The organism is Nocardia sp. NPDC006630, assembly GCF_040611495.1.
Classification (GTDB): domain Bacteria; phylum Actinomycetota; class Actinomycetes; order Mycobacteriales; family Mycobacteriaceae; genus Nocardia.
This window is the reverse complement of the sequence record NZ_JBEXOK010000010.1, coordinates 341,035-367,833: the sequence shown is the minus strand read 5'-3', so window position 1 is coordinate 367,833 and position 26,799 is coordinate 341,035. Positions and strand designations below refer to the sequence as shown.

Here is a 26,799-nt window from a genome sequence, read left to right as displayed (position 1 = left end):
GATCAGCTCCTCTCGATGCGCACCTGCGCGACCGATCATCCACCGGTGGCCCGATCAGTGGCCGATGTAGACCGCTTTGGTATTGAAGTAGGACTCGATGCCCTTCTTGCCGCGCTCGCCACCCCACCCGGACTGTTTGTGACCGCAGATCGGCATCGAGGGATCCGCGGCGAGCGCGGAATTCACCCAGATCTGGCCGGCACGAAGCTCATTCGCGACGCGATGAGCGCGGCCGAGGTTTTCGGTCCAGATCGAGCCGGCGAGTCCGTACTCCGTATCGTTCGCGGCAGCGATCGCCTCGTCCTCGTCGTCGAACGGGATCACCGCGCCGACCGGTCCGAAGATCTCTTCGCGGATCAGTCGCATATCCGGTGTCGTCCCGGTGACGATCGTCGCCTCGTAGAAGTAGCCGGGGCGGTCCATCACCCGGCCGCCGGTCACCACCTGCGCACCCCCGGCCACACCGTCGTTGACGATGCCCTCGACGCGCCGGCGCTGCTTCTCACTGATCAGCGGCCCGAGCACCGAATTGGGATCATCACTGCCGCCCATCGGCAGCATCTTGGCGAATGCGGCGAGACCGTCCACGACCTGTTCGTAGATGCCGCGCTGCACGTAGATACGCGAGGTGCACGAGCAGTTCTGACCCGAGCCGGCGAGCAGGCCCATCCCGGCCCCCATGATCGCCTTGTCCAGATTGGCATCGTCGAACATGATCAGCGGCGACTTGCCGCCGAGCTCGAGCGTGAGGCGCTTGAGATTGCCGGCGGCGGCCTTGACGATCAGCCGTCCGACCTCGGTCGACCCGGTGAAAGCGATCTTGTCGACGTCCGGATGTGCGGCCAGCGCTGCACCGGTGGTCTCGCCGTAGCCGGTGATGACATTGAGCACGCCGTCCGGCAGACCGGCCTCACGGAAGATCTCCTCGAGCTTCAAGGCGGTGAGCGGCGTTTCCTCGGCGGGCTTGAGGACAGCACTGCATCCTGCCGCGAGGGCGGGCGCGACCTTGAGCATCGCGACGAAGAACGGTCCGTTCCACGGGATGATGAGGCCGACGACGCCGACCGGCTCGAGCTGGGTGAACGCGTGGTAATTCTCGTAGTGGCCGAGCAGGCCGTCGGACACGATATTGCTCGACTCGCCGTGGATCTTGCCGACCCAACCCGCGTAGTACATCAGCATGTCGAGCGACACCGTGATGATGTGCCGCGCGGCCACCGCGTTCATGCCGTTGTTCTGGGCCTCGATCTCGGCGAGCTCATCGGTGCGATCCCTGATGATGTTCGCGGCGCGGAAGAGCACATCCGCCCGGTGTGCGGCCGGCAGTTTGCGCCAGACGCCCGACTCGAATGTCTCACGGGCCCGGGCCACCGCGGCGTCGACGGCCGCCTGGTCGGAATCGACGACCTCCGCGATCTGCTTCTCCGTCGACGGGTTGAAGACCGGAATGATCCCCGAGCCGAGGCTTTCGACCGCAGGATCGATGTTGATGGTGCTACTCAATGTCCTTCATCCTTTCACTGAGTCATTCAATAGTGTTGTGGCAATGGGAGAGTCGGAGATCTCGCGGGCGAGAACGCACTCCTCGGCGAAGGCCAGCAGGCTCAGGTGATAGGCGGTGGCCGCGTACCCGACGCTGAGGTTGTGCCCGCTGTGGGGATGTACGGCGAGCACCAGTCGCCGTGCCATGGTGAACGTCGACGCCACATCGGCGAGTCCTTCGGCATCAGTGCGCCACACCCGTTCGTGCTCACCGACGCTGTAGTGCACGGGAATTCGTACGCGCGCGGCGAGCTTCGGGAACATCAGCTCTCCCCAGGATCCCCCGGCTGCCGTCTCCGGCCGGGGACCGCCGGAGCCGATGAGCGTCCCGCCGGCCAGTGCGGGCGGGTACAGATGAGCGGGCTGCCACAGCAGCTCCGATATCCGCTGCCGGAGTGACAGTGGCCGGGCCAGGATGTCATCGGAGATCGGGGACCGTCGCCGCCCGGTGCCGCCTAGTTCGAGGCCCAGCAGCTGTCCGCCGCGGCGGTCTGCGGACATCCGCAGTGCCAGTTGGCATCCGGCGGAGTGTGCGGCCAGGAAGAGGCCCGCGCCGCGGGGCAGTGCACCGAGATGGGCGTCGATCGCCGTATACATGGCGTCGACGCGTACCTGGGGATCGTTGAACCGGTCCGAAAAGCGCTGGGAGGAACCATATCCGGGACGATCCAGGGCCAGCGCGGTGAACCCGGCCGCCGCCGCGGTCCGCAGCAGCGAGAGTTCGGGATGCCCGGGGCAGTCGAAGTACGCCGAACTGGTGCCGCCGCCGTGCAGCGCGACAATGACGGCGCGCGGCCGTGGTACTTCGATCAGGAGCGCCGACATCGGTATTCCGCCGATATCGGCGATCTGGGCGATGACCGGGTCCCGGCTACCCGATGTCGCTCGCGCGCACAGTTTGCCGCGTGCGGCCTCGGGGGTGCGGACACGCTCGCCTCGCACGCGACACATCGCGGTCTCCTTCCCTCGTCTGGTTCCCGGGAGCAGTATGAGCCCAACTTGCAAAAGAGTGGCAGGAATATTCCGAAAATCGAGTCAGAGGGGGATGTAGTAGCCATCTATGTGTGGCCAAGCAGGATTCTTCCACTGAGTGGAATGTATTCAGGGGTCTGTATTTGGTTCGGTGATATAGATTTATAGGTCGGCGCACAGCTGACTTCGCGGCTCCGCCCAGCGTGCGCCGGGGCTGGAACAGCCCATTCTGTCGAGTGCTGCCCGGGCACCGCGATCACCACGAGGGAGCACAACTATGCCGTTGCAGCCATGGATGAAGCTGCTGTCGACCGATGACCATCTGATCGAGCCGCCGCGACTCTGGTCGGACCGGTTGCCGGCCAAGTATCGAGAACAGGGTCCGCGGATCATCGATCAGCCGCGCGCCGCGGGCCAGGCCCCGGCGGAGGTGTGGACCTACGAGGGCCGCGTCTATCCCTACATCGGCCTGAACGCGGTGGCGGGCAAGAAGCTCGAGGACTTCGGTATGGAGCCCACCCGCTACGACGAGATGATTCCGGGTTGCTACGACCCGAAGGCGCGCCTACGCGATATGGACCTGGACGGGATGTGGGGAGCATTGTGCTTCCCGTCTTTTCCGCGCTTCGCGGGCACGGTATTTCTGGAAGGCGAGGATCGCACGCTGGCCATGCTGAGCGTGCAGGCCTGGAACGACTATGTGCTCGACGAATGGTGCACGGCGGGGGAAGTAGGCCGGCTGATTCCGCTCAGTATTCTGCCGCTGTGGGACGTGCAGGCGTGCGTCGCCGAGATACACCGGGTCGCGGCCAAGGGATCGAAGGCTATCTCGTTCCCGGAAAACCCTGCGCCGCTGGGGCTTCCGTCCTTCCACTCCGATCACTGGGATCCGGTGTTCTCCGCACTGGAGGAGACGGACATGCCGCTGTGCCTGCATTTCGGCACCTCCGGCAAGCCGCCATACTCGTCCCCTGACGCGCCGTTCGCGGTGACCACCACATTGTTCGCCACCAACTCCATGGCTGCGACCACCGAGTTGCTGTTCTCCCCGGTTCTGCACAACCACCCGAAACTGAAGGTGGGTTTGTCCGAAGGCGGAATCGGCTGGATCCCATACCTGTTGGAGCGGATCGACAGCGTCTGGACACGGCATCGCTTCTACCAGAACATCAATCAGGATGTGCTGCCCTCGGATCTGTTCCACAAGCACTTCCACGGCTGCTTCATCGATGACAAGTTCGGCGTGGAGGTCCGGCACCACATCGGCGTCGACAAGATCACCTGGGAATGCGATTACCCGCACTCCGACTCGTACTGGCCCAAGAGCCGCGCCTATGCGGAGGAGGTCTTCACCGATGTGCCGGACGGCGAGGTGCACAAGATGGTCGAACTGAACACCCGACGGCTCTACAACCTCCCGGCATGAGCCGTCGGAGGCGGGGCCGGACAGAAAGGGGCACAGCATGACCATGAAACCGGAGTCCGAGCGCTCCGACTGGACCGACCTGGATCTGCTGACCCGCGAGGAGGCTCACGGCCGCCTGCGCGAGGCGATCGACGAGATCGAACTGCGCCTACCCGAACTGGGCGATACCGACGTGGCCGAGCGTGAACTCCTCGTATCCCGGTTGCGTGCCCTGCGGGAGGCCGCGGACGATCTCCTCGACGCCACGAGGCCGGCCGCGACGGAAGGACCCTAGTCGGCCGGCATCCGCTGCGCGGTCGGCTCCTCGGGCAGGGGCACGGTGCCGGCAGCGGTTGCCGTCACCGCCGTATATGCGAGTCAGAATGCGATGAACAATATTTCGTCGCGGCTGTAGTTGTGGTCGGGATGTTTCTCGGCAAGGTGTGCGAGTGTCTTTGTGACCAGATCATCTTCATCGGTGCCGCGAATGTATTCGCCACAGGGGCAGTTGAGTTGTGTCTTCATTGAATGATCCTTCTTTTGTTTGTGGTATGTCCCTTTCGATGGATACTAGCGCTTGCCGGCCGGTCGGTGCCGGTTGAGATTCCGCCGGGGCGATGACGTGGTCCGAGAGCCGAGATGAGCTATGGCGCAACAGCTCCGAAGTACTGGTCGGCCCGGAGATGCTGTCGTACCGTCCCGATTGGGTGACGAGGCGTGTCATGTGTGCGGTACTCGGCGCCTCCGTTTCACGGTGGAGTCCAACCGTCACTAACGTGGACATTCAGGGATGAATCCGTTCACCGGTGCCGGCGCACCAATTCGAGGGGGACTTGAATCGTGCGCGGCGCGGACTCAGAGATAGTGCTGCGAATGCCGACTGCTTCGAACATCAGACCCGCGCGATTGGACTATTGGGAGGCCCGGGTCAGCACCGATATTGTCCCGTCCACGATGGAGCCGATTGCTGGCAGGTCGTTCCGGGGGAGCTTCGCCTCCGTCGTATCCGGTGTAGACGTGTCCATCGCGGTAGGCCACGGCGGGCCGGTCCTGAGCCGTCGCACCGCGCGCCATATCGCAGATACCGACAATCGGTACCTCGTCGCGGTGATGCCCAGCAGTGGATCTGCGCTTGTCATCACGGAAGACCGACATGAAACCCCGCTGCTGCCGGGATCATTGGTACTCATCGACACCGACAAGCCGTCAGCAGTCCGCATCGACGACTACAGTGCCCAAGTCGTGGTCCGGGTCCCGTGGGCGCTGCTGCTGACCCGAAGTGAGCTCGACGAGAACACCTTCGGGCGCCTGTTCGCCCGCCCGCTCACGTTGCCCGCTGTTGGCGTATCCGCCTTGGTGGGCAACTACTTTCGCGGTGTCGCCGCCCTCGACCCCGAACTGTCCGCGGACCTCCCTGCGTTGACGGTGCACGCTGTGGATCTGCTCGCTTCGTTGATAGCGGTGGTCTCGGGTCGTCGTCCCCCGGACGGGTCGGCCCTTGCCCACGCACGCGAGCGGGTCATGGACTATGTGCGCCACCACTTCACCGACGCCGCACTGACGGCCGAGGCCATTGCGGCCGGGTGCTCCATGTCGCGCTCCACCCTCTATCGCGCTACACAGCCCGATGGGGGTGTGGCCACACTGCTGCGCCGTCTGCGTGTCGCGCACGCACAGCGGTTGCTGCTGGCCCAGCCGCACACCACGATCGGGGTCATCGCGAAGTCGTGCGGGTTTTCCAGTGACCGTCACCTCTTTCGCGCCTTCCGCAACGAGACGGGTCTGACGCCCGGCGCATATCGCGCCGGGCAGCACCGTTCCCCGGCGTCGGCCGGGCTCGCAACCGATATCCGCTGACTCCGCGTCCGATGTTGCGAGTCGGGAGAGCCCGAACGGGCGTCAATGGCGACGCTGCGGAGTGCTCACGCTGCGCGGCGGTGCTCCGATCTCCGTGCGCCCGCAGCCGTGTCCGACAGCCCTCGCGCCGCGGGCGCCGGTGGCGTTGGCCGCAGGGCCGAATTGAATCAACGGCACTTCCATCGGAGATCAGGGCGCTGATCGGCGCCGTGATGCTCGTCGAACTCGGTACCGGGCTGCTCGTGCCGATGTTGCCGCAGTTCGCTCGGAGTTTCGGCGTCGATATCGCGGCCGTCTCTGCGATGGTCAGCACGTATGCGCTGGCGCGGCTGTTGTTCGCACCGGTGAGCGGACTGCTGATAGAGCGACTGGGTGGGCGATGTGTATACACCTCTGGGCTGCTGATCATCGCGTCGTCGACGGGGGCAAGCGCACTCGCCCAGCACTATTGGCAACTCTTGGTGCTGCAGTCGGCCAGCGGCATCGGATCGACTCTGTTCACCGTCTCGTCGACGTCTTTGCTGATCCGGATGTCCCCCGCTGCGGAACGAGGCAGAGTTTCGGCTCTCTGGTCGAGCTTATTTCTGATCGGGTCCATGAGTGGCCCGCTTGCCGGCGGGGCGCTGGTAGGGCTCGGGCTACGGGTGCCGTTCCTGGTCTCCGCCGCGACACTGTCGGTTGTCAGCATCGCGGTGCACCACTGCCTGCGCAACTCACCGCCGGTGTCTCCGAATCCCATCCGCCGCGGGACCGTCCGGACCTTCCGGCAGCTGCTGGCATGCTCGCAATACGGGGCTCTGCTGTGGTCGAATTTCAGCAGCGGCGCCGCGATTTTCGGTGTCAGAATGACATTGGTGCCGCTGCTGATGACCGACGCGCTCGGGCAGTCGGCCCGAATGGCCGGCGGCGCCTTGACGGTGTTCGGCGCGGGTACCGCCGCGGCGCTGTGGGTTTCGGGGAAATTCGCCGACCGGTTCGGGCGGAAGCCACTCCTGGTCGCTGGAACCTTCCTCTGCGGTCTGAGCACGGCGGTGTTGATGATGGTGCCCGCATTGCCGTGGCTGTTCTCGATGTCCTTCCTGGCCGGAATCGGGTGCGGAATGTTCACTCCGGCACAGCAAGCCACCCTCGCCGACCTCGTAGGGCCGGATGTCCACGATGGGTCAGTACTCGCCGGATTCCAGATGTCAGGCGATCTCGGAGTCGTCCTCGGCCCGATCACGATCGGAGCAGTGGCACAACGACTTTCTTACGAGTACGGGCTATGGCTCGCGGGGGGATTGCTCATAATGGCGGCCGCCGTATGGACCGTCGTCTCCGAACCTTCGGTCGGGACCTGACCATCCCACTCAGCGGAATCTTGAACTCGGTCCCGCATTGTCGGCCGCAGACTTACCGCGATCTCGAACCCTGAACCAGACCAGCCGACTGGCGGTCCGGTCACCTCACCATCGGTGTCTCACAAATCTTACAAAAAAGGAGAAGAAGTATGTCAGTAGAAAATCGCCGCCGGTTCCAGACTCGATCGGGACGGGGAAAACGGTCATTCGTGCTGTGCGCCGCTCTGACGTTCGTCGCGGGGACAATGCTCGGTACCGTCGGTGCTCCGACCGCCAGCGCCGAGGACTCGGGTCTGATGCCCCCCTGTTATTCCAAGCCGACCGTCTCGGCACCCGGTGCAGACGCAATCCAGCAGCTCAAGCAGGACTATTTCCATGACGTCGATACCAAGAACTGGGATGAATTGGCCACGCACCTCGCGCCCAATGTCATCGTGGATACTGTCGGCAGCGCCGGGCCGATCTTTCCCAACAGGGATTCTTTCATCGCGTTCACGAAAACTACGCTAGGTAGCGCCAATACGCATCACCAAGGTTTCGACCCGCAAATCAGAATGACGTCCCCGACGACTGCTGCGGGCTCCTGGACCATGCAGGACGTACTCATCTTCGGCAATACCTTCGGGGTCCACGGTTACGGTCACTACTGGGAGTGCTACTCGAACACGAATGGTCAGTGGGTGGAAACCTATTCCAAGCTCACCCGCACCCGCATCGATCTGATCAATCCCGATGGCACGGTGATCCAGGCGGACGCTCCGCTCGAAGCGATCGTGGCAAAATTTCACCAAGCTACCGGCCTCTAGCAAAGACGGCCGAGGTCGTACGTCGCCCGATTCGGGGATTGTGGCACTACGGCGCTAGATTCCGTCAACCCGTTCCCCTGCACCTGTGCGACGGGTTTGATTCTGACCACATGCAGATTTCGGACGTAGCCGACCCGTACGGTGCGGTTGCGGACGAAAGAGGCTGTGGCGGTGACGCACTCGAATGAAGTGACCGAGCGGAAGACGGTCCGCCGAGTACGAGTGCGAAGGATGCGGAAAGTCGTGTGATCCACTGTCCCATACGGCCTTTCCACACCTTGGGCAGGCACCGTCACCGGGTGACGGTGCCTGCTCCTCTAATCGTGGAGTCCGATCCTCGTGAGTTCCTGCAGGGCGATCATCTGTTGGCAGCGGATTGAGTCGCTTCCTCGGCACTGGCGACTAGAGAATCGCTTTTGCCACTTCGCGGCGGAATGCTGTGCCGGCCGGTCGCGGACGCGCTACCGTGTGCCGACGTCCGGTTCGTCATCGACCCGCAGTGCCTCGCGAATCCATGTGGACGCAATGCGCACGCGGTGGCCGACCCGAATAGCGGGTATCTCACCGGAACTGACCGCGGCATAGACAGTGGAACGTCCGATCCCGAGAAGCGTGGCCGCGTCAGGGATCGATATCGTCGGCTCGGCCAGGAGGCGTCGTAACGCGTGTCCGGCACCCGGGCCGGTGGCATCGCGTGGAATACGAGGGTGTTCGGACATGAAGGCTCCTGACAGGCTTGTTGCCCGGTCAGTCCCTCGCGACCTTCAGGATACCGTCCTGTTCTGTCAGTACGTTTGACCTGATTTGCTGCCGACGGGAAACGGTGTCGCTCGGCAGAATTCACGAAGACCGTCGCCTCGAGCTCGAGAACGAGGTATTGCGCAAGGCCGCAGCCTATTTCGCGAGGGAGAACGTCCTCCCAAAATAGTGTTCCCGGTGGTCACCGAACTCGCCCGAGCCGGTGTCCCGGTCACGATCTCGTGCCGGGTGCTGGGCGTATCGACCTCCGGGTACTACGAATGGCGCGGCCGAGGTGCCTCGGCGCGCGCGGTCGCTGATGCCGAACTGACCGCGGTGATCACCCGGATCCACACCGACTCACGCGGCACTTACGGATCACCGCGAGTGCATGCCGAGCTCCGGCTCGGATTGGGAATCATGTCGGGCCGCAGGCGAGTCGAGCGGCTCATGCGGTGCGCTCGGTTGCAGGGCGCGCTCCGCCGCCGACGCGGGTGCACTACCCGGGATCGGTCCGCGGATCCGCATCCGGACCTGGTCAACCGCCGGTTCCGTGCCGAGGCACCGGATCGGTTGTGGTGCACGGACATCACCCAACATCGCACGCGTGAAGGCTGGGTGTTCTGCGCGGTGGTGTTGGACGCGTTCTCCCGCCGCATCGTCGGCTGGTCGATCGCCGACCATTTGAGGGCCGAGTTGGTCTGCGACGCCTTGGACATGACCCGATGGCGGCGCCGGCCCGAGCCCGGGCAGACCATTGCCCATTCCGATCACGGAACCCAATACACCAGTTGGGTTTTCGGGCAACGCCTACGCGGGGCCGGCCTGCTCGGATCGATGGGTTCGATCGGAGACTGTTTCGACAACTCCATGGTCGAAAGCTTCTTCGGCACAATGCAATTGGAACTACTCGACACCAGATCGTGGTCGACGAGGAAGGAGTTGGCCACCGCTATCTTCGACTACATCGAAACCTTCTACAACCCAGTTCGACGGCACTCACGGACCGAGATGCTCAGTCCCGTCGCCTACGAACAAGCCCACACCGCTGCCCGAGCGGCGGCATAATCAGCACAACCAACCAGTCCGGGAAACCGCAGGAACCTCAGCACAGTGGTCGGTGAGGTGAGCGCGAACTTGTGTGCCGTGCGGGCTCAGGTTCGCTGTCACTGCCGGCGGAATACCGCCGCAGGACATCGCGGAGACTTCCGCCCAGTCTTGACGCGAGGTCCCGTAGATCGCGCCCGTGTCCGGTCGGTCCGATTGGCCGCGAGTTTGAAATCAGGCAGTTCAACTGTGTAACTGGCAATTTCGGGTGTTCTGCATGTCGCCGTGCCATGATGGGCATGACTTCAGGCAAGGCTGGAGGTAGCCATGGAGATCATGATCCAGGTGACGGCCGAGCAGTCGGCAACAATGTTGGCTGACTTGCAGAAATGGCTCGGTTCGGACCCTGATCTTCGTGGTGCGACTCGCATGGTCGCGGCTGCTCCAGAATCTGGCGAGTTGGGTGGGTTAGTTGACTCGCTGGTGGTTCTGTTGGGTGCGGGTGGGGCAACTGCGGTTGTGCGGGTGTTATCGACGACCGTGATCGCGTGGTTGCAGCGTCGCACCGGCGATGTGAAGCTGCGGATCACCGACGCCGGTGGCTCGATCCTCGAATACAGCGCCACGAATGTCCGGGAAATGACCTTGCCGGAGATCGACGCCACCGCAGAGGAATTGGCGAAGTGGATGTCCAGGAACAAGGATGGCTCCTGAGCTTCCCGAGCGGCGATCTTTGCTGGCGTTGAGTTCGCCAGGAACCAGAGTTGTGTTGATCGGCTCGGGAACGCACACTCAACCTTCGGCGTGGCCGGACATTCCTGCGGTTGCGGGCACGATCGCTGACTTGGCGCGCACGCTCGTCGCGCGGTGTGGGGTTCGGCCCGAGGAAACCCTGATTTCACTGTTGGATCCGACGGATCCTATGCGGCTGTACGCGGAGTTGTCTGTGGCGGCCCACGAGGCCACTGATGTGCTGGTGCTCTACTACATCGGCCACGGCGTACTCGACGTCGATATGCAGTTGCATCTATCGACCAGGGCGACCGATCATCTCACCGAGCAGCGGTACAAAGCGTTGCCGTATCAGTATGTCCGCGACATCCTCGGCACCTGCACAGCGCGGACGATCGTGGTCGTCCTGGACTGTTGTTTCGCTGGAAGCGCACAAGTTTCGTTCGCCCAGCCTGCCTCCGAGGCGTTCAAGTTGGATGCCGCCACCGGGGCCTATCTGTTGTCGGCCGCTGCCCCTACACAGGCGGCGTATGCGCCTCCGGGGGACGGCCACACCGCGTTTACGGGAGCCTTGATCAGGCTTCTCGAAGACGGGGACCCTCTTGAAGGTCCAGCATGGGACTGCCCCGAGTTCGGTTGACTCGCGGGTGTGGTGGTTCAGGCCGCGAGTGCGGGCTGGTTTATTGTCTCAAACTCGATCGGGGTGAGGCGGCCGAGTCGGCGTTGCCGGCGAGTGCGGTGGTAGGTCTTCTCGATCCAGACTACGATCGCCAACCGCAACTCCGAACGGGTCGTCCAGCGCTGACGATCCAGGACGTTCTTCTGCAGCAGCGCGAAGAACGACTCCATAGCAGCGTTGTCACCACATGCTCCGACTCTGCCCATCGATCCTCGTAAACCGTTGACCGACAACGCATTGACGAACTTCCTCGACCGAAACTGACTGCCTCTGTCCGAGTGAACGATGGTCGCGCTGGGCGAGCGGAACGCGACCGCGTGAGCCAGTGCCGTGGTCGCGAGGGAGGCCTTCATTCGGGAATCGATCGAGTAGCCGACGATCCGGTTGGAGTAGACGTCCTTGATCGCGCACAAATACAGCTTGCCCTCGCCGGTAGCGTGCTCTGTGATGTCGGTCAGCCACACCAGATTCGGTGCTCGGGCAGTGAATCTGCGGGCGACGAGGTCGTCGTGGACCGGTGGGCCAGCCTTGCGGTTCAGCCCGCGTTTCTTGGCGAAGATACTCCAAATACGTTGCGCCGAACACAATCTGGCGACACGGTTCTCGCCCGCCCGGATGCCCCGGGCGGGTAGCTCGTCGGCGATGAACCGATAGCCGAACGCCGGGTCATCAGCATGGATGTCGTAGGCGGCGTTGATAAGATGCGCGTCATCCCAATCACGTTGGGAGACAGGGCTCTTCTTCCACTTATAGAACGCTTGGGTGGAGAAGCCGAGCACCCGGCAGGTCACCGCGACATCGATCTTGTCGGCGGCCAGGTCCAGGACCAGCGGGTACATCATTTTGGGTTGACGTCACGGGAGAAATAGGCGACCGCGCGGCGCATGACCTCGGCTTCTTGCTCGAGCTGGCGGATCCGCTTATGCGCGGCCCGCAACTCGGCGGACTCGTCGCGGGTTGTGCCCGGGCGGTTCCCGTCCTCGATATCGGCTTGCTTCACCCAGTTCTTCACACAACTCTGGGAGATCCCGAAGTCTTTCGCGATCTGGGTCAACGGGATCTCGCCCTTGCGGGCGACCGCGACTACGTCGCGGCGGAACTCCTCCGGATACGGCTTGGGCATGGTCGTCATCCTCCCAGCGAGGAGCAAGTCCTCACAGGTCAGGAGTCAACCGGACCGGGGGCAGTCCCAACTGTTGGCGGTCTTCGTTTACGCGGTTGCTGTCTCCTGTGTTCGAGACTCACCTGGGCAATCGCGGGTACCGGGGCTGAATGCGTCGAAACAGGCTGGTGCGAAGCAGCTTTGGCCGCCTGTTTGAGGGCTGTTGCGCTGCCGGCAGTGGTGAGAAACCATGCCCCTGTGGCGACTGGAAAGGTTTCGCCGCCGGATGGCAGAGGCGTTTTGTCGGCTTCGGCTGGCTGGGTGGACGGTTCAGGTTCAGGTTCATCCGCGACATCGATTTCATCTTTGTCCGGACGTCCAAATGGGTTGCCGGGGCGGGGATGCTGCGCCTGGTGCGACCCGGACGCATGCTCTGTGCGGAGTTGAATTGCACTCGGAGACAGTAGCGCTGAGTTCGTGCTGTTCATCGAATACTGTTCGCGCCCGCCGTGGGAGTCCGCCACATGTTGATCACATTGTGTCCATGTGGCGGACTGGCGAACTTCGGCGGGCGTGTGGCTCTCGGATGACGCGATTGCGAGTTTGCTGCCGACACAGATAGTCGATTGCCACTATGCCTCGCATTCGAATTTTGTGATGCGAGACACAATCCCGTATTGCGCGTAGAGGCTGCTATTACCGGGGCAACTCGATCGGCCAGGTGTGAGGCTGCCTGAACGCCTGGCAAACGCGAATATCGCGGGTATCGGCGAGTTCGGAGATGTCGATACTGATGGAGTACGGCTCGCCTGTGGCCGGGTCGCGCAGGTGAGCGAGCTCGTTGGGCTGGCGTGCGTAGGCGACGTTCAGGCCGCTGTTCCAGATGCGCCGGAAGTCGCGATCACGTTTGAGGTGGTCGAACAGCTCTCTCGCCCGGGGGCTGGTTCGATAGAGACCGAAGGCGCCGCGGAGGATCGCTGTGTGGAATCGCGCCTCTTTCTCCCACTCGAGTGTCACGTTCGTGGCCGGGCGCGAGTTCTTGAGGGCGTGGAAGAACCAGATGGCGACGTTGTCATTCGTGTCGGCCAGGCCGGGCAGTGCGCGGTAGAAGGACTCGTTGGCGGACAACACGTTCCACAGCGGATCGGTGTAGACGCAGATCATGCCGATGCGGTCCATGCGTACGAGCGCTTCGTTGCGGCTCGTGGTGTTGACCTGCTCGCGTAGTTGGCTGATCGAGGGCAGGACAGCGGGAGGCTCCCACAGTTCTTGAGTGTGGCGTGCCTGGTTGGGGTCCATGCCGTAGGCGGTGATGAGTCGCTCGATCATGTCCCGGGTCGGGATGTAGCCGTTCTCGATCTTGATGATGTACGGGTAACTGATATCGGTGCGTGCCGCTGCCTGCGGCCGGGTGAGGCGACGGTCTTCGCGGAACTGTCGAAGCCAGGAGCCCAGATTGGGCATCTGGATATCGTCTGCCGCACCGTTGTTGGCTGGTGCCGGTCGCCGGCGAGCACTTTCTTCCGGAGCAGGACCCATGTCCTCTCCCCCCTCTTCTGCGGTTGCGTTCGATCGCATGGCTAACTGTGCTGAACGGCTCAACTCCCCTTTGAGAACACCCATTCGGGACAGTTCCTACCAGGGCGTGATCATCCCGGCAACGGGGATTCGCCACGCCGATTGCGGGATGGTTGCGATTGTTGCAGCACCGAGCACGCCCGTCGAACTGCCCTCGGCCGATCCCGTGGGCGGGGAAGATAATTCATTTATCAGTTGGGCAAGTATTGGCTGAGCATCCGCTGTTTCGGGAGTGGTAAATATTTTAGCTACTAAATCCCTTAGCACCGAAAGGTCTAGCGCATACCGGTTTTCGTGGTTTTGATGGTGGTGCAAGTCAACCGCTACGGAAGGTAAATCTCGTGAATCCGTTGGATATCTTGTCCTACTTGAACACCGGTTCGGCGATCGCGTCGAACGGCCTGAACATCGTGACCCAGCTCTTGTCGCTTGCGGGTCAGTTCCTGTAACTCGCGATCGTTATCTGCAGGCGCTCCTGGCTGCGCCGTCGCAGCCAGGAGCCCTACGCAATTCGAGTCCTGATTGCTCGTTGCATACGAGCGGGACTGCTTCTCTTTCTGATGAAGGGTCTATTCGGCGTGCAAATTCCCAGAAATAACTCGGCCTGCGATAGGTGGCCAACAGTGCGTGCAACTCACCCCAGTCGCAGGCAGGCACCCTTGTGGTCGGCGTGGTCGGCGCGGCCCGTGATCGCTCGCTGTGGGAGCGTCGTTATCGCGGGCATTGTGCCGATTTCGATAATGCTGTCGGGGCCGGGCATCGCCGCCGGTGCGGGCCTCGACCCGATTGCCGATCAGCCGGGCGTGACCAGTCCGGCGCAACCGGGAACCACGGCCCCGGCTGCGCCTCCTGTGCCGCCGAGCGAGGGGCAGGCGCCACCCGATCAGAGTGCTCAGCAGTATCCGGAGCAACCGCCGCAGGTGCGTAATGGGGCTTTACCGCGCCCACAGCCGTCGTCGGATCCGGCGCCACAAGTGGAACTGCAAGACCTGCACCTTCCCGAACCGGTGCCGCCGGTAGCGCCTATTGCGCCGCCGGACAACACAATCCGCGTCGGCGAATGGCAGGCTCCGTCACCGGACTGGATGCCCACCCAGGTGCGTGACTGGATCAACAACACCTCTGCCTGTGCGGAAGCGCAAGTCGCCACAGCGCTGGATTCGGTGGGTGTCCCGGCAGGGCGCTCGGATCGGGTCAGTGGTGCCACCTTGGCCGGCGCTGGCGTCGGCGGGGCCGCGGGCGCGGTGATCGCGGGCGGCCCGGTCGCCGCGATCGGCGCTGTCATAGGTGGTCTCGTCGGCGGCACTGTGGGCGGAATCGCCGGTGCGGCACTGGGAACCATTGTGCCGGTCCCGATTCTGGGAACGATCACCTCCGGGGTGTTCGGCACCGCGATCGGCGCCGCAGCGGGTGCAGCGGTCGGTGCGGCCGTCGCGGGGATTCCCGTGGCGCTCGTGGGCGCGGTCGCCGGTGGCACCGTCGGCGCGGGATTCGGTGCCGGAGTCGGGGTGGGGCAACCATGAACACCCCGGTATTGCGGATCGCCAGAGCCGCAGTCATGACCGTCGTATGCAGTGCCGGACTGGTCGGCGGGTCAGAATCGGCTGCAGCACAACAAGTGCCGATCGGACCCGGGTGCCCTGCCCTCTACGTCATCGGTGTCCAGGGGACCGGGCAGTCGTCGCCGACAGCCAATCCGACTGCCGACACCGGAGTGATCGGCGCACTGCTGGGCCCGGTGGTTGCGGCCGTGCCGACGCTCGTTCAACGCAGTTATGTCGCCTACGACGCCGGTTTCGGTGGCGCGGTACCCGGCGGTGGTACGGACCCCTACGCGACGTCGGTAGCCTCCGCGCGCACCGGCCTAGACGCGGCCGCGACCCAGGTGGTCGCGGCATGCCCCGGCGCAATGCTGGCCGCCGTCGGCTATTCCCAAGGCGCACAGGCTGTTGCGGAATTTGCTCGGTCCGTCGGCTCCGGCAACGGACCGGTTGCACCCGACCGGATTGCGGCAGTTGCCTTGTATTCCGATCCGACCCGAGCCTCAGGTGCGCCGGTATTTCCCGGAAGGCCGGGACAAGTGGTGCCAGATCCTGCACCAGGCAGCAACGGTACCGCTGTAGCGGGAGTTCAACTCGTCAGTTCTGCATCCGCCGGCGGCGGGATCGCTGATGAGGACGCAGGATACGGCGCGTTGACCGGCCGTGTGGCCGACATCTGTGTGGACGGGGACCTGGCGTGCTCGGCACCCGATCACGCGGCCGTCCTACGTGTAGGTGCCGAACTCGCCGCCCAGGCAGACCTGCATGATCCGATCGCAGCGATCGGATCGATCCACTCCCTGCTCTCGGCCGCGCTCGGCAATGCTTGGACAACTTTCGTGCTCAACGACTTCCATGTCCAAGGCGGCGACGTCGAGTACACCCCGGCCCGGACTCTGGCGCAGCGGTTGACCGATGCCGCGGACCCGCGCATTCCGAGCCCGACACCGGAGGACGTCAGCGCAGCAGCGACCCAGTGGAACGCGATCATCGCAGCCACCGCGTCGAACCCGGCCGGGGTGCTGCCGAAGCTGGCCGGGCAACTGTCGGCCGCCTGGGGGCAGCTTGTGGCCGACAACAGTGACCTCGTCAACCCAGCGGTGTTGATTCGATTCGCCGACACCGTCGCTCGGCACAACGGCTACGCCATCAGCGGCCAGATGAACTCAGGTATCGCGTGGTTCATCGCGCTCGCCCACGACATCGCCGGGAGCCGGCCATGACCGAGTTCTACGCACCGCTGCTCGTGGGGAGCGATCGCCGTCCTGGCGAGCTCCTGCGCACCCAAAGTGTCACCGTACGAAATCTGGGCGACACGATGCGAGCGTGGCGAATCGTCTACGTATCCAGCGACTCTCGAGGTGAACTGATCCCGGCATCGGGGACGGTGATCTCCGCGAATTCGGTCACCGACTCGGAACCGAAGCCGATCCTGGTGTACAGCTCCAGCTTTCACGGCCTCGGCGGTGAATGCGCGCCCTCGCAACAATTGGTGACCGGGGCCGAACCCCTCGACCAAATCCAGGCCGCCCTGGACCGCAGGTGGACAGTCGCGGTCCCGGACGGAGAGAACCTCGGCATCACCGGCCTGGGCCCACACACCTTCCTCGCCGCCCGGGCAGCCGGTCATGCGGTCCTAGATCTTGCTCGCGCGACCCACGAGCTACCCGAGCTGCCTACTCCGGATACCGGCTCCGCGCCGATCGTTTTGTGGGGGTACGCCGACGGCGGCCGCGCGGCGGTGTCGGCCACGGAACTGCACCGCGAGTACGCGCCGGAACTGGACCTGCGGGGGATGGCCGCCGGTGCGGTCGTGACCGACCCGGGCGCACTGGTGCTGTTCCACCACCGCGGCCCCTGGTCCGCCCTGGCCCTGGCCGGGCTGATCGGGCTCTCCCGCGCCTACCACCATCTGCCACTGCGACATGTACTCACCGAAGATGGTCTGCGCGTCGTCCGCCACGCCGAAACCCTCAGCGCCGCAGTACTCCTCGAACAATATCGCCAGCCCTTGGAGCACTGGTGTGAGCGCCCGGACCCGTGGAACGACCCCATCTGGCGCTACGTCTTGACGCGCGAGAGCCGAAGTGGCGCACAAGCTCCCGCAGTCCCCGTGCATCTGTATCACGGCAGCAACGACCTCGTGGTCCCGATCGAGTCCGGTAACGGGTTGTTCACCGAGTACCAACAGCGCGGGGTGCAGGTCAGCTGGTGCGAATACGACGCCAACCACTTCCGCACCGCCATCGACAGCGCACCAGAAGTCACTGAGGAACTCGCCGGCTTCCTAGGCCGCTCACACATCGACCCCACTCAACAGCCGAGCCCATAAGCAGCCCTGACCGGGCCCACCGGAACAAACGGGCCCGCGCGGTCCCACTGATCATCAGGAAATCGAGGTGAATCCCTGTGCCACACAACGAAAGAGAGCGCTCCGCGTTAAAGCGCAGCGGAGTCGCGCGTGCAGTGGCTCTCCTGATCGCGGCATTGTGCGCCTCTGGCGGCCTCGCCGCCCCCTCGACGGCAGATGTGCCGATCGAGGGCACCTGCCCCGCACTGTACGTGTTCGGCGTCCAAGGCACTGATGAGGGACCGTCCGACGCTGCGCCGACCACCGACACCGGAGCGCTCGGCCAATTCTTCACCACGCTACTGTCCCAAGCCGGAAACACGTTGCAACGCAGCTACATTCGCTACGGCTACACGGACAACGGAACACAAGTCCCGTACCAGCAAGCGGTGACCGACGCGACACAACTACTCGGCACGAACGCCTCGGAGGTCGTTCAACGATGCCCCGACACACGCATCGCCGCCGCCGGATACGGACAAGGCGCCGCAGTAGTCTCCGCGTTCGCGCACTCGGTCGGCACCGGCACCGGACCGGTGGAGTCGGACAAGGTGGCAGGGATCGCCCTGTTCGCCAACCCCACCCGCGCCGACAACTCCGTACTTCCCGGCCGCCCCGGCCAGACCACACCGACCGCCGCGCCCGGTACCTCCGGCACCGCAACCGCGGCGATCACACTGACCGACACCAGCACCGGCGGATCAGGCATCGCCAGCAACACCACCGTCGAATACGGCTCGCTCACCGGACGGGTCGCCGACTTCTGCACCCCCGGCGACCTGACATGCGACTCCTCCAGTGACACACCGCTGACGAAGACCGTGAAAAACATTGCCGCGCAGTCCGATACCAAAGACCCGATCACAGCAATCTCCACGATCGCGCAAGCACTCGCGGCCACCGTGTGGAAAACCACGGTCGGGGTGGTCACCGAAGACCTGTCGGGCACCAGTCTCGATCAGCTGTCCTACGAGCCGACGAAAACCTTGGGACAGCGGCTGGTCGATGCTTCCGATTCCAGCACGCCCGTGCCGGGCATCAGCGACGCACTGTCCGTGCTGCTGCGGCTGGGCACCATCGGGCTCAACACGGTGGTATCGGTCGCGCAGAAGGTGTTCACCACCAGCACAATCAGCGAACTCGCCACGGTCGGAATGGCCGATCCGGTCGCGGCGCTGGCAACTCTGGGCACGAAACTCGTCGGCGCAGTCGCGGAACTGATCCCACCGCAAACCGCCTTGGGGTGGGTCGATCAAGCGTTCACCGCGATCACCTCCACCGTCACCAACAGCAACGACCTGTACAACCTGGCGACCTATACCCAATACAGCGACACGGCCGGACGGCACGACTCCTACACCAGCGCCTCCGCCGATTCTCTCGGGACCGCCCCGCTCGCAGCCGCCGCAGCGTGGTTTGCCGCCTCGGCCCGGGACATCGCTGCGACGAATCCTGCTACCGCGCTTGTACAATCGACGACCTCCTCGCCGAGCCGCACTTCGAGGTCAGCGAGGACTTCGCCTCCGCTGTCGTCGCCGAACTCCTCGACTTCGGCGACCACGCAACCCGCGCCGACCGGCACCAGCACGCCGGTCCCCTAGACCCCTTCGGGGCAGACGGTGGTCTCAGCGCCGAGATAACCAGACCAGTCCCTCGCGGGCCGTCTCCCCGAAGGGCCCCAAAACGCACATCACCCTCAGGAGGTGAACTTCGATGGCCCACAACAACTCCACCGGTTCCAGCGCTCGCACTACCAGTGAGTGGGGCTGGCTCGACGACACACCACCGACGACGCTGCCTGCGCCGACAGGGGCGACTGATATGGGCGGCGACGCTGAATGGCTTTGGCTGGAACGCAATTCGGACGATTCGCCGACGGTCGAGCCATCGATCCCTTCGGTCGAGCGGCCCGCACGGATCCCCGCGGTGCGCCGGTGGATCGCACCGATCCTGACCACAGCCGCCGCGACCGCCGTGATCATCGTCGCTGTTTCCGTGACGCGTTCCACGAACGAGTCCACGGTGTCGGTGTTGAGTGCTGCCGCCCCCACAGTGTCGTCGGCCGCGGTGCTCACGGGCGCGTGCACGGGATTGTCGGCGACGACCGTTACCGCGAGCCCCGGTGACACTTCCAGTGTCGCAGGGGTGATCGCGGCCTTCGAATACGCGTACTACGAGCAGCGTTCGGCCGACGCGGCACTGCGCCTGCTGGCACCGGACGCCGGGATCACCGTCGAACCACTGGCTGCGGGTATCGCGTCCATCCCTGCCGGGACCACGCATTGCGTAGCGGTCACACCGATCGCGGACACCACCGCCGACGTGCACCTGGTCGAGCTGCATCCCGACCACACCCGCACCGACTACCTGCAGGTGATCAACCTCCGCCACACCGAGACGGGGCTGCTGATCAACAACATCCAGAGGCAGGGATAACCCGATGCGCACCAACGTCATTCATCTACACGACCCAGGGCAGAGCGAACCTGCCCGTTGGGATCCGGAGACGATCACCCCGCCGGCTCCCGAGCGTCAAGCACCTGTCCGTCAGACACCGCTGCCCACGACCGGGCCCTACCCGCCACTGTTCGCCGTACTCGGCGCGCACGGAGGCGCCGGCACCTCCACACTGGCCCGGTGGTGGGCACACTCCGCCGACACAGGCTTGGCCTGGCCCTCCTCGGTGCGGACCACCCAGCGCGTGATCGTCGCTGCCCGCGACTGCATCCCTGGACTCACCGCCGCCGCGGACCGGCTCCGCGAATGGCATGGCGGACTCGCCCCCTGCGGGATCGAGGTCCTCGGTCTGGTGGTAACCCCTGCCCGCCCTGGCAAGGTCCCCTCAGCAGTCCGCCGCTATCGCCAGATCGTCGCTGATCTGGTGGAGGGGGCGATCTGGTCGATTCAGTGGCACGACGAACTCATCGTCTGCGAACTCAACGAGCTCGCGCAATACACACCCAACGACCCGCCACCGCCCCGTCGGCGGACCAACCTGAGCAATGCCGTGCCGATCGACGTGCACCGAGCCGGTGCTGCCATCACCGCCCGGGTTGCCGCTACCCGCGCTCACCCCGACGACGGCGAGCCGGGGAACCCGCGATGAGGACCTCGCAACTTCTCCTCGACGCTGTGAGCGTGCTGGCTCAACAGGTCACCATCACCCCTGAAGCGCCACCGGGATCGCAAGGGATCCTCAAAATCGTCAACTGGCTCTCGTGGTTCGTCATGCTCGCCGGAATCGCGGCCCTCATCTACGCCGGCGGAAAGTTCGCGTGGGAGCGCTGGCACGGCGGCGCTGTCGAAGCTCCCAAGATCGTCCTCGGCGCCTTGGTCGGCGGAATCATCGCCACCAGCGCCGGAACCATCATGACCCAAATCACCACCGCCAAATGACCACGCGTCGTCAAAACCATTGGTGGAAAACACAGCTCGACTCCAATTCGCGAGGACCTCATTGCTATGACTGCACTCGAGCGTTGCGTACTGACCATTCCGACATCCGACGACGTCGGGCTCGCTGCCACCCGGCTGGGCGCGACGACGGCACCAGCAACTGTGGTCTACGTCCATGGGCTGCTGTGCGATGGCCACTATTGGGCGCCGGTGACTCAGTGCCTGCACGAGCGCCTCGGCGGGGAGATCACGCAGATCGTCTACGACCAACGCGGCCACGGCCTCTCGGGCCGACCCGACCGCCGCACCGGCACCACCCTGCGCCACCTGGTCGACGACCTCGACGCCGTCCTCGCGCACGCCACCGGCCAAGTCGTCCTCGTTACCCATTCAGCCGGGTCCCTGCTCGCGGCCGCCTACGCCCAATTCCACCCGACACATGCCGCCGCCTTGTCCGCACTGGTTCTGTTCGGAGGCGCAGGTGAATTCCCCGAATTCCCCAGCCTGCCAAAGCATTACCGCGAACTGATCAAGAAGCTTCCACAGCTGCGGCACACCCGCCTCGACATCGTCGCCGCAGCCACAGCCTCCCTGGCCGAACGACGCTTCCGCGAGGTCAGCCGACGACTGGGCTCCAAAGCGCACCTGGTCTGCGGGGCGCACCGCGGAGACGCACGGGTCATGACAGACGTGATGGGCGCCTACAGCGCCTTCGCCCTCAGCCCCGAGGTTGCCGCGACCCTGCGCGGGGTCCCGACATTCGTGATCGCTGGGGAACGCGACCGGATCGTGCCACCGGCCCAGTCCGTTCGGTTGGCCGACAAGATCTGGGCCGACTACGAACTCGTACCAGGGGCCGGGCACTCCCTGCCCCATACGCAACCCGACCGCGCGGCCGACACAATCTTGCAAGCCCTCGAAATCGCCTACCGCAGCGAGATCGACCGCCTCGTCACCAGCACCGAGGACACCACAGACGGCGGGTTCGAGGACCTGTTATGAGCGCGAAATCCCTTCCCCCGCAAGTCACCCAATACCTCTACCCGCTGCTGGGATATCTGGCCTGGATGGTGCTGCTGCTGTGCATCGCCCGCACGATCTACCTCGCCGGCCTGCTGGCCATCCGGATCTACCGCGAGGAAGCGATCGAAGGATTCGCCGGAGCCCTACTCGCCGCCGTACTCATCGGCTCGGCCAGCGGCATCGCCACCGCACTGTTCCCCACCCACTGACCACACCGCAAGGAGGCACCGATGAACCACCATTCGAGACTTCTCGCCAGAGCTGTCCTCGGTGCCGTGCTCATCGGGTGGGTGCTCCTGTGTGCCGCTTGCGGTCAACATGGCACCGACGTTGAACCGGGTGATACGGACACCCCCCACCTCGACGCGCCGCCGTCCAACGTGAAAGCCGTTCTATTTCAGGGTATTTCACTTCCCGTCGCCGATCAGGGTCCGCACGATCAGGCGGGAGCCCTGGTAAGCGGATTCGACCGCAATCCCATCGGCGCGGCTTTGGCCGCTATCCACGCCACCGTGCGGATGTCGGTAGCCACCGACAGACAGTGGGCGATCATCGGCCAGCAGATGCTGGCCCCCGGGGCCGGACGTGACGCCTGGGCGGTAGCGCGTGCCCAGATCTCCATCACCGACCCCATCGCAACGAATCCGCCGACGATCGCCGGCTACCGGGTTGTGAACTACACACCGGCCGACGCTGATGTCGACATCTACTCCGTCCAGCCGGACCGATCGATAACCCGCAACAACGCACACGTCATCTGGCAAAACAGCGACTGGAAGTTGCTGCTGCCCCATCAATCTCGATCGTCGCCGGTGACCGTTGTGGTCTCGCTGCCGATCGATCTGATCCGACTGTCACTCCCATGAACGCGCAGGAGGTGTTTGCCGTGAAAGTTTCCCGCTCGAGGTTCATCGTGCTGATCAGTACCACCGTGGTTGCGGTCACGATCACCGTTCTCAGCTTCACTCACCATCGTGACCATTCCAGTGACAGCTCCCCGGCTCCGGTAACTTCCACCACCTCAGCCAGTCCCACCGCCCCGACGGGTTTATCCGGACTGCCGACGACCGACATCTTCGGAAATCGGCTCGAAGTGCCGTCCGACCCTGCCGGGGAATCGCTTCCCCAAGATCCGACGTCACGGTCAGATCCAAGCCAACCGAACTATCTGACCGTCGCTCCCGCCCGTTTGCAGTGGCAACGCGGTTGGGGAGGAGCGGCGCTACCGGTCTCGAGCAGCGACGGGCCGACCTCGATCGAGGCAGGGGTGGCATCAGGTTTCGCCGACACGCCACAAGGCGCAGCACTCGCGGCATGCGACGCAGTCGCTCGGGCATTCGCCGCGCCGGAAGATATCTGGCGCAACGTCGTTCGAGAGCGATACGCCGGTGGCGGACAGCCGCTAGTAGACCGAATAGCCCAAAGCCGCGCTGAAACACCCAACGCCGCAACCTATCTCGTGGTCCCCGAGGGAATTCGAATACTACCGGGCTACCGCCCCGACTTCGCGGTCGTGCAGATCGCGGTCCACGCCAACAGCGGATGGGCGTATGCCAACTGGCCCATGGTGTGGCACGAGGGCGATTGGCGCGTGCGAGTCCCCGACAACATCGAATCGCTCTGGGAGCCGGCAGTCCCGGTCAGCAGCTTGATCGAGTTCGGAGTGTGGAAGGGAACAGCGCAATGAATGACCACCTCATGAAACTCACTGCACCAGAAGTCAATCCCGGTCAGGCACATGAACAGTTCTCACCCGGAAAGATCCTATGCGGTCTCCCCAACGTCGTCGGGGCAGTATGCCAGCTGAAGGAATTCGGGCAGAAAGCAGCAGACACAGCCGCGAACTCGGTCTTCGACAATATCGTCGACGCCCTCGGTCACGGCCTGGCCGTGCTCCTCCGAATGGCAATGACCTGGTGGGTCACGTTGCCCTCGCCGCAGTTGGCATCCAGCACCGGGGAGCCCGGCCCGGTTCTAGAGTCCATTCGCGAGTACACCAGCGGACTTCAGGTGCTCTTGATGATCGCGGGCATTCTATTCGCGGCCGCGCGATTGGCCATGGCCAAAAGAGGAGGCGTCGCCGGCGAAGCCCAGGAAAGCTTCCTCATCTTCGCTCGGGCGGTATTCGCCTCGATGCTGTTCTCGGCCCTGATCACCACAGGGACCAAAGCGGGCGACGCCTTCAGCAACTGGGTGATCTTCGACGCAACACGGGGTGATCTCGACGGGGCCGTATCGAAGCTGGTCGATTTCGATCTGAGTCATGACAGTGGTCTGGGCTCGGGCGTCGGTCTTCTGCTCGGGATTCTGGGGCTCATCAGCATGCTGGTGCAGTTGGTGATGCTGGTAATCCGGCAGGCAGTCCTGATCCTGGTCGTGGCCGCGATTCCGCTGGCAGCTGCAGCGGCTGGAACGGGCCCGGGATCGCAGGCATATAAACGGATGTTGTCGTGGGCGTTGGCGTTCGTGTTGTGGAAGCCGGTCGGTGCGCTCGTCTACGCCATCGCATTCACTGCAGCTGGCAGCAGCAACGGCGGCCAGCAAGATACGCAACTGGCTCTGCTGGGCCTGCTCCTGCTGCTGTCGGTAGCGGTCGTGCTGCCCGCGCTGATGCGGTTGATCGCGCCAGCGGTCTCGACCTTGGGTGGTGGGGGAGGAGCGGCTGCGGCGCTGGCGGGCGGCGCGTTCGGTGTGGCAATGGGGTCGATCGGCGGTGGGGGCGGGCGCAGGGTCAGCGAAGGGGATGGCGGGGGACCACCGCCGGACGACGATCCGCCACCCCCACCTCCGCCTCCTTCCGGCGGCGGTGGGCGCCCGATGTCTGGCGGCGGTGGTTCCAGCTCCGGTGGTGGCGAAGGAGGGTCGGGCGCACCCAGTGGTGGTGGAGGAGGAGGCGGTGGTGGCGGTGGTGCTCAGGCTGCGGCGGGCGGGCAGGCAGGTGGTGCGGCCGCCTCCGGTGGTGCCGCTGCGGCGGCGGGGCCTGCCGGAGTGGCGGTCATGGCTGCTCAGGGTGTGAAGCAGGCTGCGCAGAAAGTGGCTTCGGCTGTGGAGGGCGGTGTCCGTGAGGCCACGGAGGCCGGGTGGGACGCGGATACGCCCGGGCCGCTGGAGGTGCGGCGATGACCTCCACCCGCATGTACGGACGCTGGGAGAAGCCCCGCTCCGCAGGATTCTTCGGCCTCACCTGGGGTGTGAGCATGCTCGGCCTCGCCCTGGTCATAGCGGTCATGGTGACCTTCATGCTCACCCGGTCGTTGCCGCTGTCCGGGGCGGTGATCGGTTGCAGTGCAATGGTTTTCATTCCACTGGCAGTGACGATCAACGGCCGCACCGGGTGGGAGATCGTCGTCCTGCGGGCACAGTTCGCGAGCGCCCGCGCCCGCGGTGAGCTCGAATACCGGGCGGGACGATTCTCAAGAATCCCCGGGTTGGCGAGATTGCCTGGCCTGCTGGCAGATTCACGCCTTTCGGAGTACGAGACCCCGGGTGGCCGCCGGTTCGCGCTGATCCATATTCGCCGGACCGATCACTACGCCGTGGTGCTGCGGGTGCTGCCGCGCGGCAAAGAACTGGTCGATCAATCCCAGATCGACGCCTGGGTCGAGGACTACGGGCAGTTCCTGGCCGCGCAATCGCGCGGCGGGGAAGTCGTGGCGGTGACCTCTGTCCTGGACAACGTCGTCGAGACCCGATTGAAGCAACGCCGCGAGGTCGCACGCCTGGTACGCCCCGGCGCCCCGGAATTCGCCCAAGCGGTCATGCGCGAAGCCGCCACCGACATCGGCGGGGTCGGAGTGCGCATCGAGGCCAGGATCGCAATCACCTACCGGGCCATCGGCAAAGGCCGCACCCGCCGCGACACCCCCGAACAAGCCCGCGAGATCGGACAACGCCTGCAAGGAGTGCTCTCCCAACTCGCCCGCGCCGGTCTGCCCGCAACGCCGTTGGAAGCGTGGGAAGTGTTGGGGCTGGTGCGTTCTCGCTACGATGTGGCCTCCCAGCGTGATGTCGAGCGCGCCGGGCGCGAGATCCTGCGCACCCAATCCTGGGACAGCGTCGGCCCCGTCGCGCACGCGGATCGGTGGGATCACTACGTGCACGATGGTGCACGGTCGATCACCTGGGAGATGGACGCACCCCCGCGCGGTGCGGTCCTGGAAACCGGTCTCGAAGAGTTGCTGCGTCCGCGCGTGGACGTGCCACGCAAACGCGTCGCCGTCGTCTACCGGCTGCATTCGGCGGCCGAGGCCACCGACATCGTGGACACCGACTACAAAGACGCGCTCGCCGCCGAGCAAACCGAACGCGGAATCGCCTCGGCATCGGCCTCGATCCGAGTGGACAACACCCGCGCCGCACGCCAAGAACAAGCCCGCGGCGCCGGCCTGACCAGATTCGGGGTATTGATCACCGTCACGGACGCACTCGACGGCGATCTCCCCGGGATCGAAGCTTCGGTGCGGGCAATGTCGGCCGCAGCGCGGCTGCGGGTTCGCCGCTGCTATGCCTCGCAGGCAGCCACCTTCGCCGCGAGCCTGGGCATCGGGCTGATCCTGCCTGAGCACGGGTCGATCTCCAAGCGGGTCTCGGCATGAGCCCGCGTATCCGCACGAGCACCGAGCCTGCTGCCGCCCGTGCCCCGAAAACGATGACGGTCGGCGGGATTCGAATCCTGACACCGGAGGCGAGGC

Annotated in this window: 27 protein-coding genes; 21 read left to right on the top strand and 6 right to left on the bottom strand. The window is 64.6% G+C overall.

Going from position 1 to position 26,799, the window contains the following annotated elements; all coding sequences use genetic code 11:
- Window positions 1-54 precede the first annotated feature (54 nt).
- Both ABZX86_RS30125 and ABZX86_RS30120 read right to left on the bottom strand, forming a co-directional pair.
- Entirely contained in the window at window positions 55-1,503 is a 1,449-nt protein-coding gene (locus tag ABZX86_RS30125; protein ID WP_355128126.1) for an aldehyde dehydrogenase family protein, read from the bottom strand.
- Window positions 1,504-1,509: 6 nt separating this feature from the next.
- Window positions 1,510-2,493: an alpha/beta hydrolase gene (locus ABZX86_RS30120; protein WP_355128124.1), complete on the bottom strand. Its 984-nt coding sequence runs from the start codon at window positions 2,491-2,493 to the stop codon at window positions 1,510-1,512.
- 298 nt (window positions 2,494-2,791) lie between these two features.
- Between ABZX86_RS30120 and ABZX86_RS30115 the strand changes: the two genes are divergently transcribed.
- Complete coding sequence (locus ABZX86_RS30115) at window positions 2,792-3,940, top strand: amidohydrolase family protein (protein WP_355128122.1); 1,149 nt, start codon at window positions 2,792-2,794, stop codon at window positions 3,938-3,940.
- Window positions 3,941-3,977: 37 nt separating this feature from the next.
- Window positions 3,978-4,214: a hypothetical protein gene (locus ABZX86_RS30110; RefSeq protein ID WP_355128120.1), complete on the top strand. Its 237-nt coding sequence runs from the start codon at window positions 3,978-3,980 to the stop codon at window positions 4,212-4,214.
- An 83-nt stretch (window positions 4,215-4,297) separates the two neighbouring features.
- Here ABZX86_RS30110 and ABZX86_RS30105 read toward each other — a convergent pair whose 3' ends face one another.
- Window positions 4,298-4,444, bottom strand: coding sequence for a DUF1059 domain-containing protein (locus ABZX86_RS30105; protein ID WP_355128118.1), 147 nt, complete (start codon window positions 4,442-4,444; stop codon window positions 4,298-4,300).
- A gap of 348 nt (window positions 4,445-4,792) precedes the next feature.
- Between ABZX86_RS30105 and ABZX86_RS30100 the strand changes: the two genes are divergently transcribed.
- From ABZX86_RS30100 to ABZX86_RS30090, 3 genes are all read left to right on the top strand, one after another.
- Window positions 4,793-5,776 carry an AraC family transcriptional regulator gene (locus tag ABZX86_RS30100; RefSeq protein ID WP_355128116.1) on the top strand — a complete coding sequence of 328 codons (984 nt, stop codon included), beginning with the start codon at window positions 4,793-4,795 and terminating at the stop codon, window positions 5,774-5,776.
- Window positions 5,777-5,988: 212 nt separating this feature from the next.
- A complete protein-coding gene (locus ABZX86_RS30095; RefSeq protein ID WP_355128312.1) occupies window positions 5,989-7,116 on the top strand; it encodes an MFS transporter in 1,128 nt (375 codons plus the stop codon).
- Window positions 7,117-7,265: 149 nt separating this feature from the next.
- The gene (locus ABZX86_RS30090) at window positions 7,266-7,922 is read left to right on the top strand and encodes a nuclear transport factor 2 family protein (protein WP_355128114.1); all 657 of its coding nucleotides are present in this window, start codon (window positions 7,266-7,268) and stop codon (window positions 7,920-7,922) included.
- Between the two features lie 461 nt (window positions 7,923-8,383).
- Here the strand turns inward: ABZX86_RS30090 and ABZX86_RS30085 are convergent, their stop codons facing one another.
- Window positions 8,384-8,641 (bottom strand): helix-turn-helix domain-containing protein, encoded by a 258-nt coding sequence (locus ABZX86_RS30085; RefSeq protein WP_355128112.1) that lies wholly within the window; start codon window positions 8,639-8,641, stop codon window positions 8,384-8,386.
- Between the two features lie 217 nt (window positions 8,642-8,858).
- Here ABZX86_RS30085 and ABZX86_RS30080 point away from each other — a divergent pair, with 217 nt between their 5' ends.
- From ABZX86_RS30080 to ABZX86_RS30070, 3 genes are all read left to right on the top strand, one after another.
- Window positions 8,859-9,728 carry an IS3 family transposase gene (locus ABZX86_RS30080; RefSeq protein WP_355128110.1) on the top strand — a complete coding sequence of 290 codons (870 nt, stop codon included), beginning with the start codon at window positions 8,859-8,861 and terminating at the stop codon, window positions 9,726-9,728.
- A gap of 306 nt (window positions 9,729-10,034) precedes the next feature.
- Window positions 10,035-10,421 (top strand): hypothetical protein, encoded by a 387-nt coding sequence (locus ABZX86_RS30075; RefSeq protein ID WP_355128108.1) that lies wholly within the window; start codon window positions 10,035-10,037, stop codon window positions 10,419-10,421.
- Window positions 10,422-10,473: 52 nt separating this feature from the next.
- Window positions 10,474-11,079 carry a caspase family protein gene (locus ABZX86_RS30070; RefSeq protein ID WP_355128106.1) on the top strand — a complete coding sequence of 202 codons (606 nt, stop codon included), beginning with the start codon at window positions 10,474-10,476 and terminating at the stop codon, window positions 11,077-11,079.
- Between the two features lie 17 nt (window positions 11,080-11,096).
- On the opposite strand, the gene ABZX86_RS30065 is transcribed toward ABZX86_RS30070, so the two are convergent.
- Window positions 11,097-12,241, bottom strand: a protein-coding gene (locus ABZX86_RS30065; RefSeq protein ID WP_355128104.1) for an IS3 family transposase whose coding sequence is annotated in 2 segments (ribosomal slippage) — window positions 11,097-11,962 and window positions 11,962-12,241 — 1,146 coding nt in all. Because the reading frame shifts where the segments join, the coding sequence is not laid out codon by codon here.
- A 675-nt stretch (window positions 12,242-12,916) separates the two neighbouring features.
- Window positions 12,917-13,843: a helix-turn-helix transcriptional regulator gene (locus tag ABZX86_RS30060; protein ID WP_355128102.1), complete on the bottom strand. Its 927-nt coding sequence runs from the start codon at window positions 13,841-13,843 to the stop codon at window positions 12,917-12,919.
- Between the two features lie 680 nt (window positions 13,844-14,523).
- On the opposite strand from ABZX86_RS30060, the gene ABZX86_RS30055 reads away from it, so the two are divergent.
- The 13 genes from ABZX86_RS30055 (at window position 14,524) to ABZX86_RS29995 (ending at window position 26,703) form a co-directional block, all read left to right on the top strand.
- Window positions 14,524-15,321, top strand: coding sequence for a hypothetical protein (locus tag ABZX86_RS30055; RefSeq protein WP_355128100.1), 798 nt, complete (start codon window positions 14,524-14,526; stop codon window positions 15,319-15,321).
- A 35-nt stretch (window positions 15,322-15,356) separates the two neighbouring features.
- Window positions 15,357-16,562 (top strand): cutinase family protein, encoded by a 1,206-nt coding sequence (locus tag ABZX86_RS30050; protein WP_355128310.1) that lies wholly within the window; start codon window positions 15,357-15,359, stop codon window positions 16,560-16,562.
- The gene (locus tag ABZX86_RS30045; RefSeq protein WP_355128098.1) at window positions 16,559-17,671 is read left to right on the top strand and encodes a lipase family protein; all 1,113 of its coding nucleotides are present in this window, start codon (window positions 16,559-16,561) and stop codon (window positions 17,669-17,671) included. The genes ABZX86_RS30050 and ABZX86_RS30045 overlap by 4 nt, the downstream gene beginning before the upstream one ends.
- A 134-nt stretch (window positions 17,672-17,805) precedes the next feature.
- A complete protein-coding gene (locus ABZX86_RS30040) occupies window positions 17,806-19,290 on the top strand; it encodes a cutinase family protein (RefSeq protein ID WP_355128096.1) in 1,485 nt (494 codons plus the stop codon).
- A gap of 112 nt (window positions 19,291-19,402) precedes the next feature.
- A complete protein-coding gene (locus tag ABZX86_RS30035; protein WP_355128094.1) occupies window positions 19,403-20,125 on the top strand; it encodes a hypothetical protein in 723 nt (240 codons plus the stop codon).
- A 4-nt stretch (window positions 20,126-20,129) separates the two neighbouring features.
- Window positions 20,130-20,795, top strand: coding sequence for a hypothetical protein (locus tag ABZX86_RS30030; RefSeq protein WP_355128092.1), 666 nt, complete (start codon window positions 20,130-20,132; stop codon window positions 20,793-20,795).
- A complete protein-coding gene (locus tag ABZX86_RS30025; protein WP_297613079.1) occupies window positions 20,792-21,085 on the top strand; it encodes a hypothetical protein in 294 nt (97 codons plus the stop codon). The genes ABZX86_RS30030 and ABZX86_RS30025 overlap by 4 nt, the downstream gene beginning before the upstream one ends.
- A gap of 66 nt (window positions 21,086-21,151) precedes the next feature.
- Entirely contained in the window at window positions 21,152-22,087 is a 936-nt protein-coding gene (locus ABZX86_RS30020; protein WP_355128090.1) for an alpha/beta hydrolase, read from the top strand.
- Window positions 22,084-22,317: a hypothetical protein gene (locus tag ABZX86_RS30015; protein WP_297613075.1), complete on the top strand. Its 234-nt coding sequence runs from the start codon at window positions 22,084-22,086 to the stop codon at window positions 22,315-22,317. Before ABZX86_RS30020 ends, ABZX86_RS30015 begins: the two co-directional genes overlap by 4 nt.
- Window positions 22,318-22,338: 21 nt before the next feature.
- Window positions 22,339-22,974: a hypothetical protein gene (locus tag ABZX86_RS30010; protein ID WP_355128087.1), complete on the top strand. Its 636-nt coding sequence runs from the start codon at window positions 22,339-22,341 to the stop codon at window positions 22,972-22,974.
- Complete coding sequence (locus ABZX86_RS30005; protein WP_355128085.1) at window positions 22,971-23,795, top strand: hypothetical protein; 825 nt, start codon at window positions 22,971-22,973, stop codon at window positions 23,793-23,795. The genes ABZX86_RS30010 and ABZX86_RS30005 overlap by 4 nt, the downstream gene beginning before the upstream one ends.
- Window positions 23,792-25,231: a hypothetical protein gene (locus tag ABZX86_RS30000; protein ID WP_355128083.1), complete on the top strand. Its 1,440-nt coding sequence runs from the start codon at window positions 23,792-23,794 to the stop codon at window positions 25,229-25,231. Before ABZX86_RS30005 ends, ABZX86_RS30000 begins: the two co-directional genes overlap by 4 nt.
- Window positions 25,228-26,703, top strand: a complete 1,476-nt coding sequence (locus ABZX86_RS29995) for an SCO6880 family protein (protein ID WP_355128081.1) — start codon at window positions 25,228-25,230, stop codon at window positions 26,701-26,703. The genes ABZX86_RS30000 and ABZX86_RS29995 overlap by 4 nt, the downstream gene beginning before the upstream one ends.
- The last annotated feature ends 96 nt before the right edge of the window (window positions 26,704-26,799 follow it).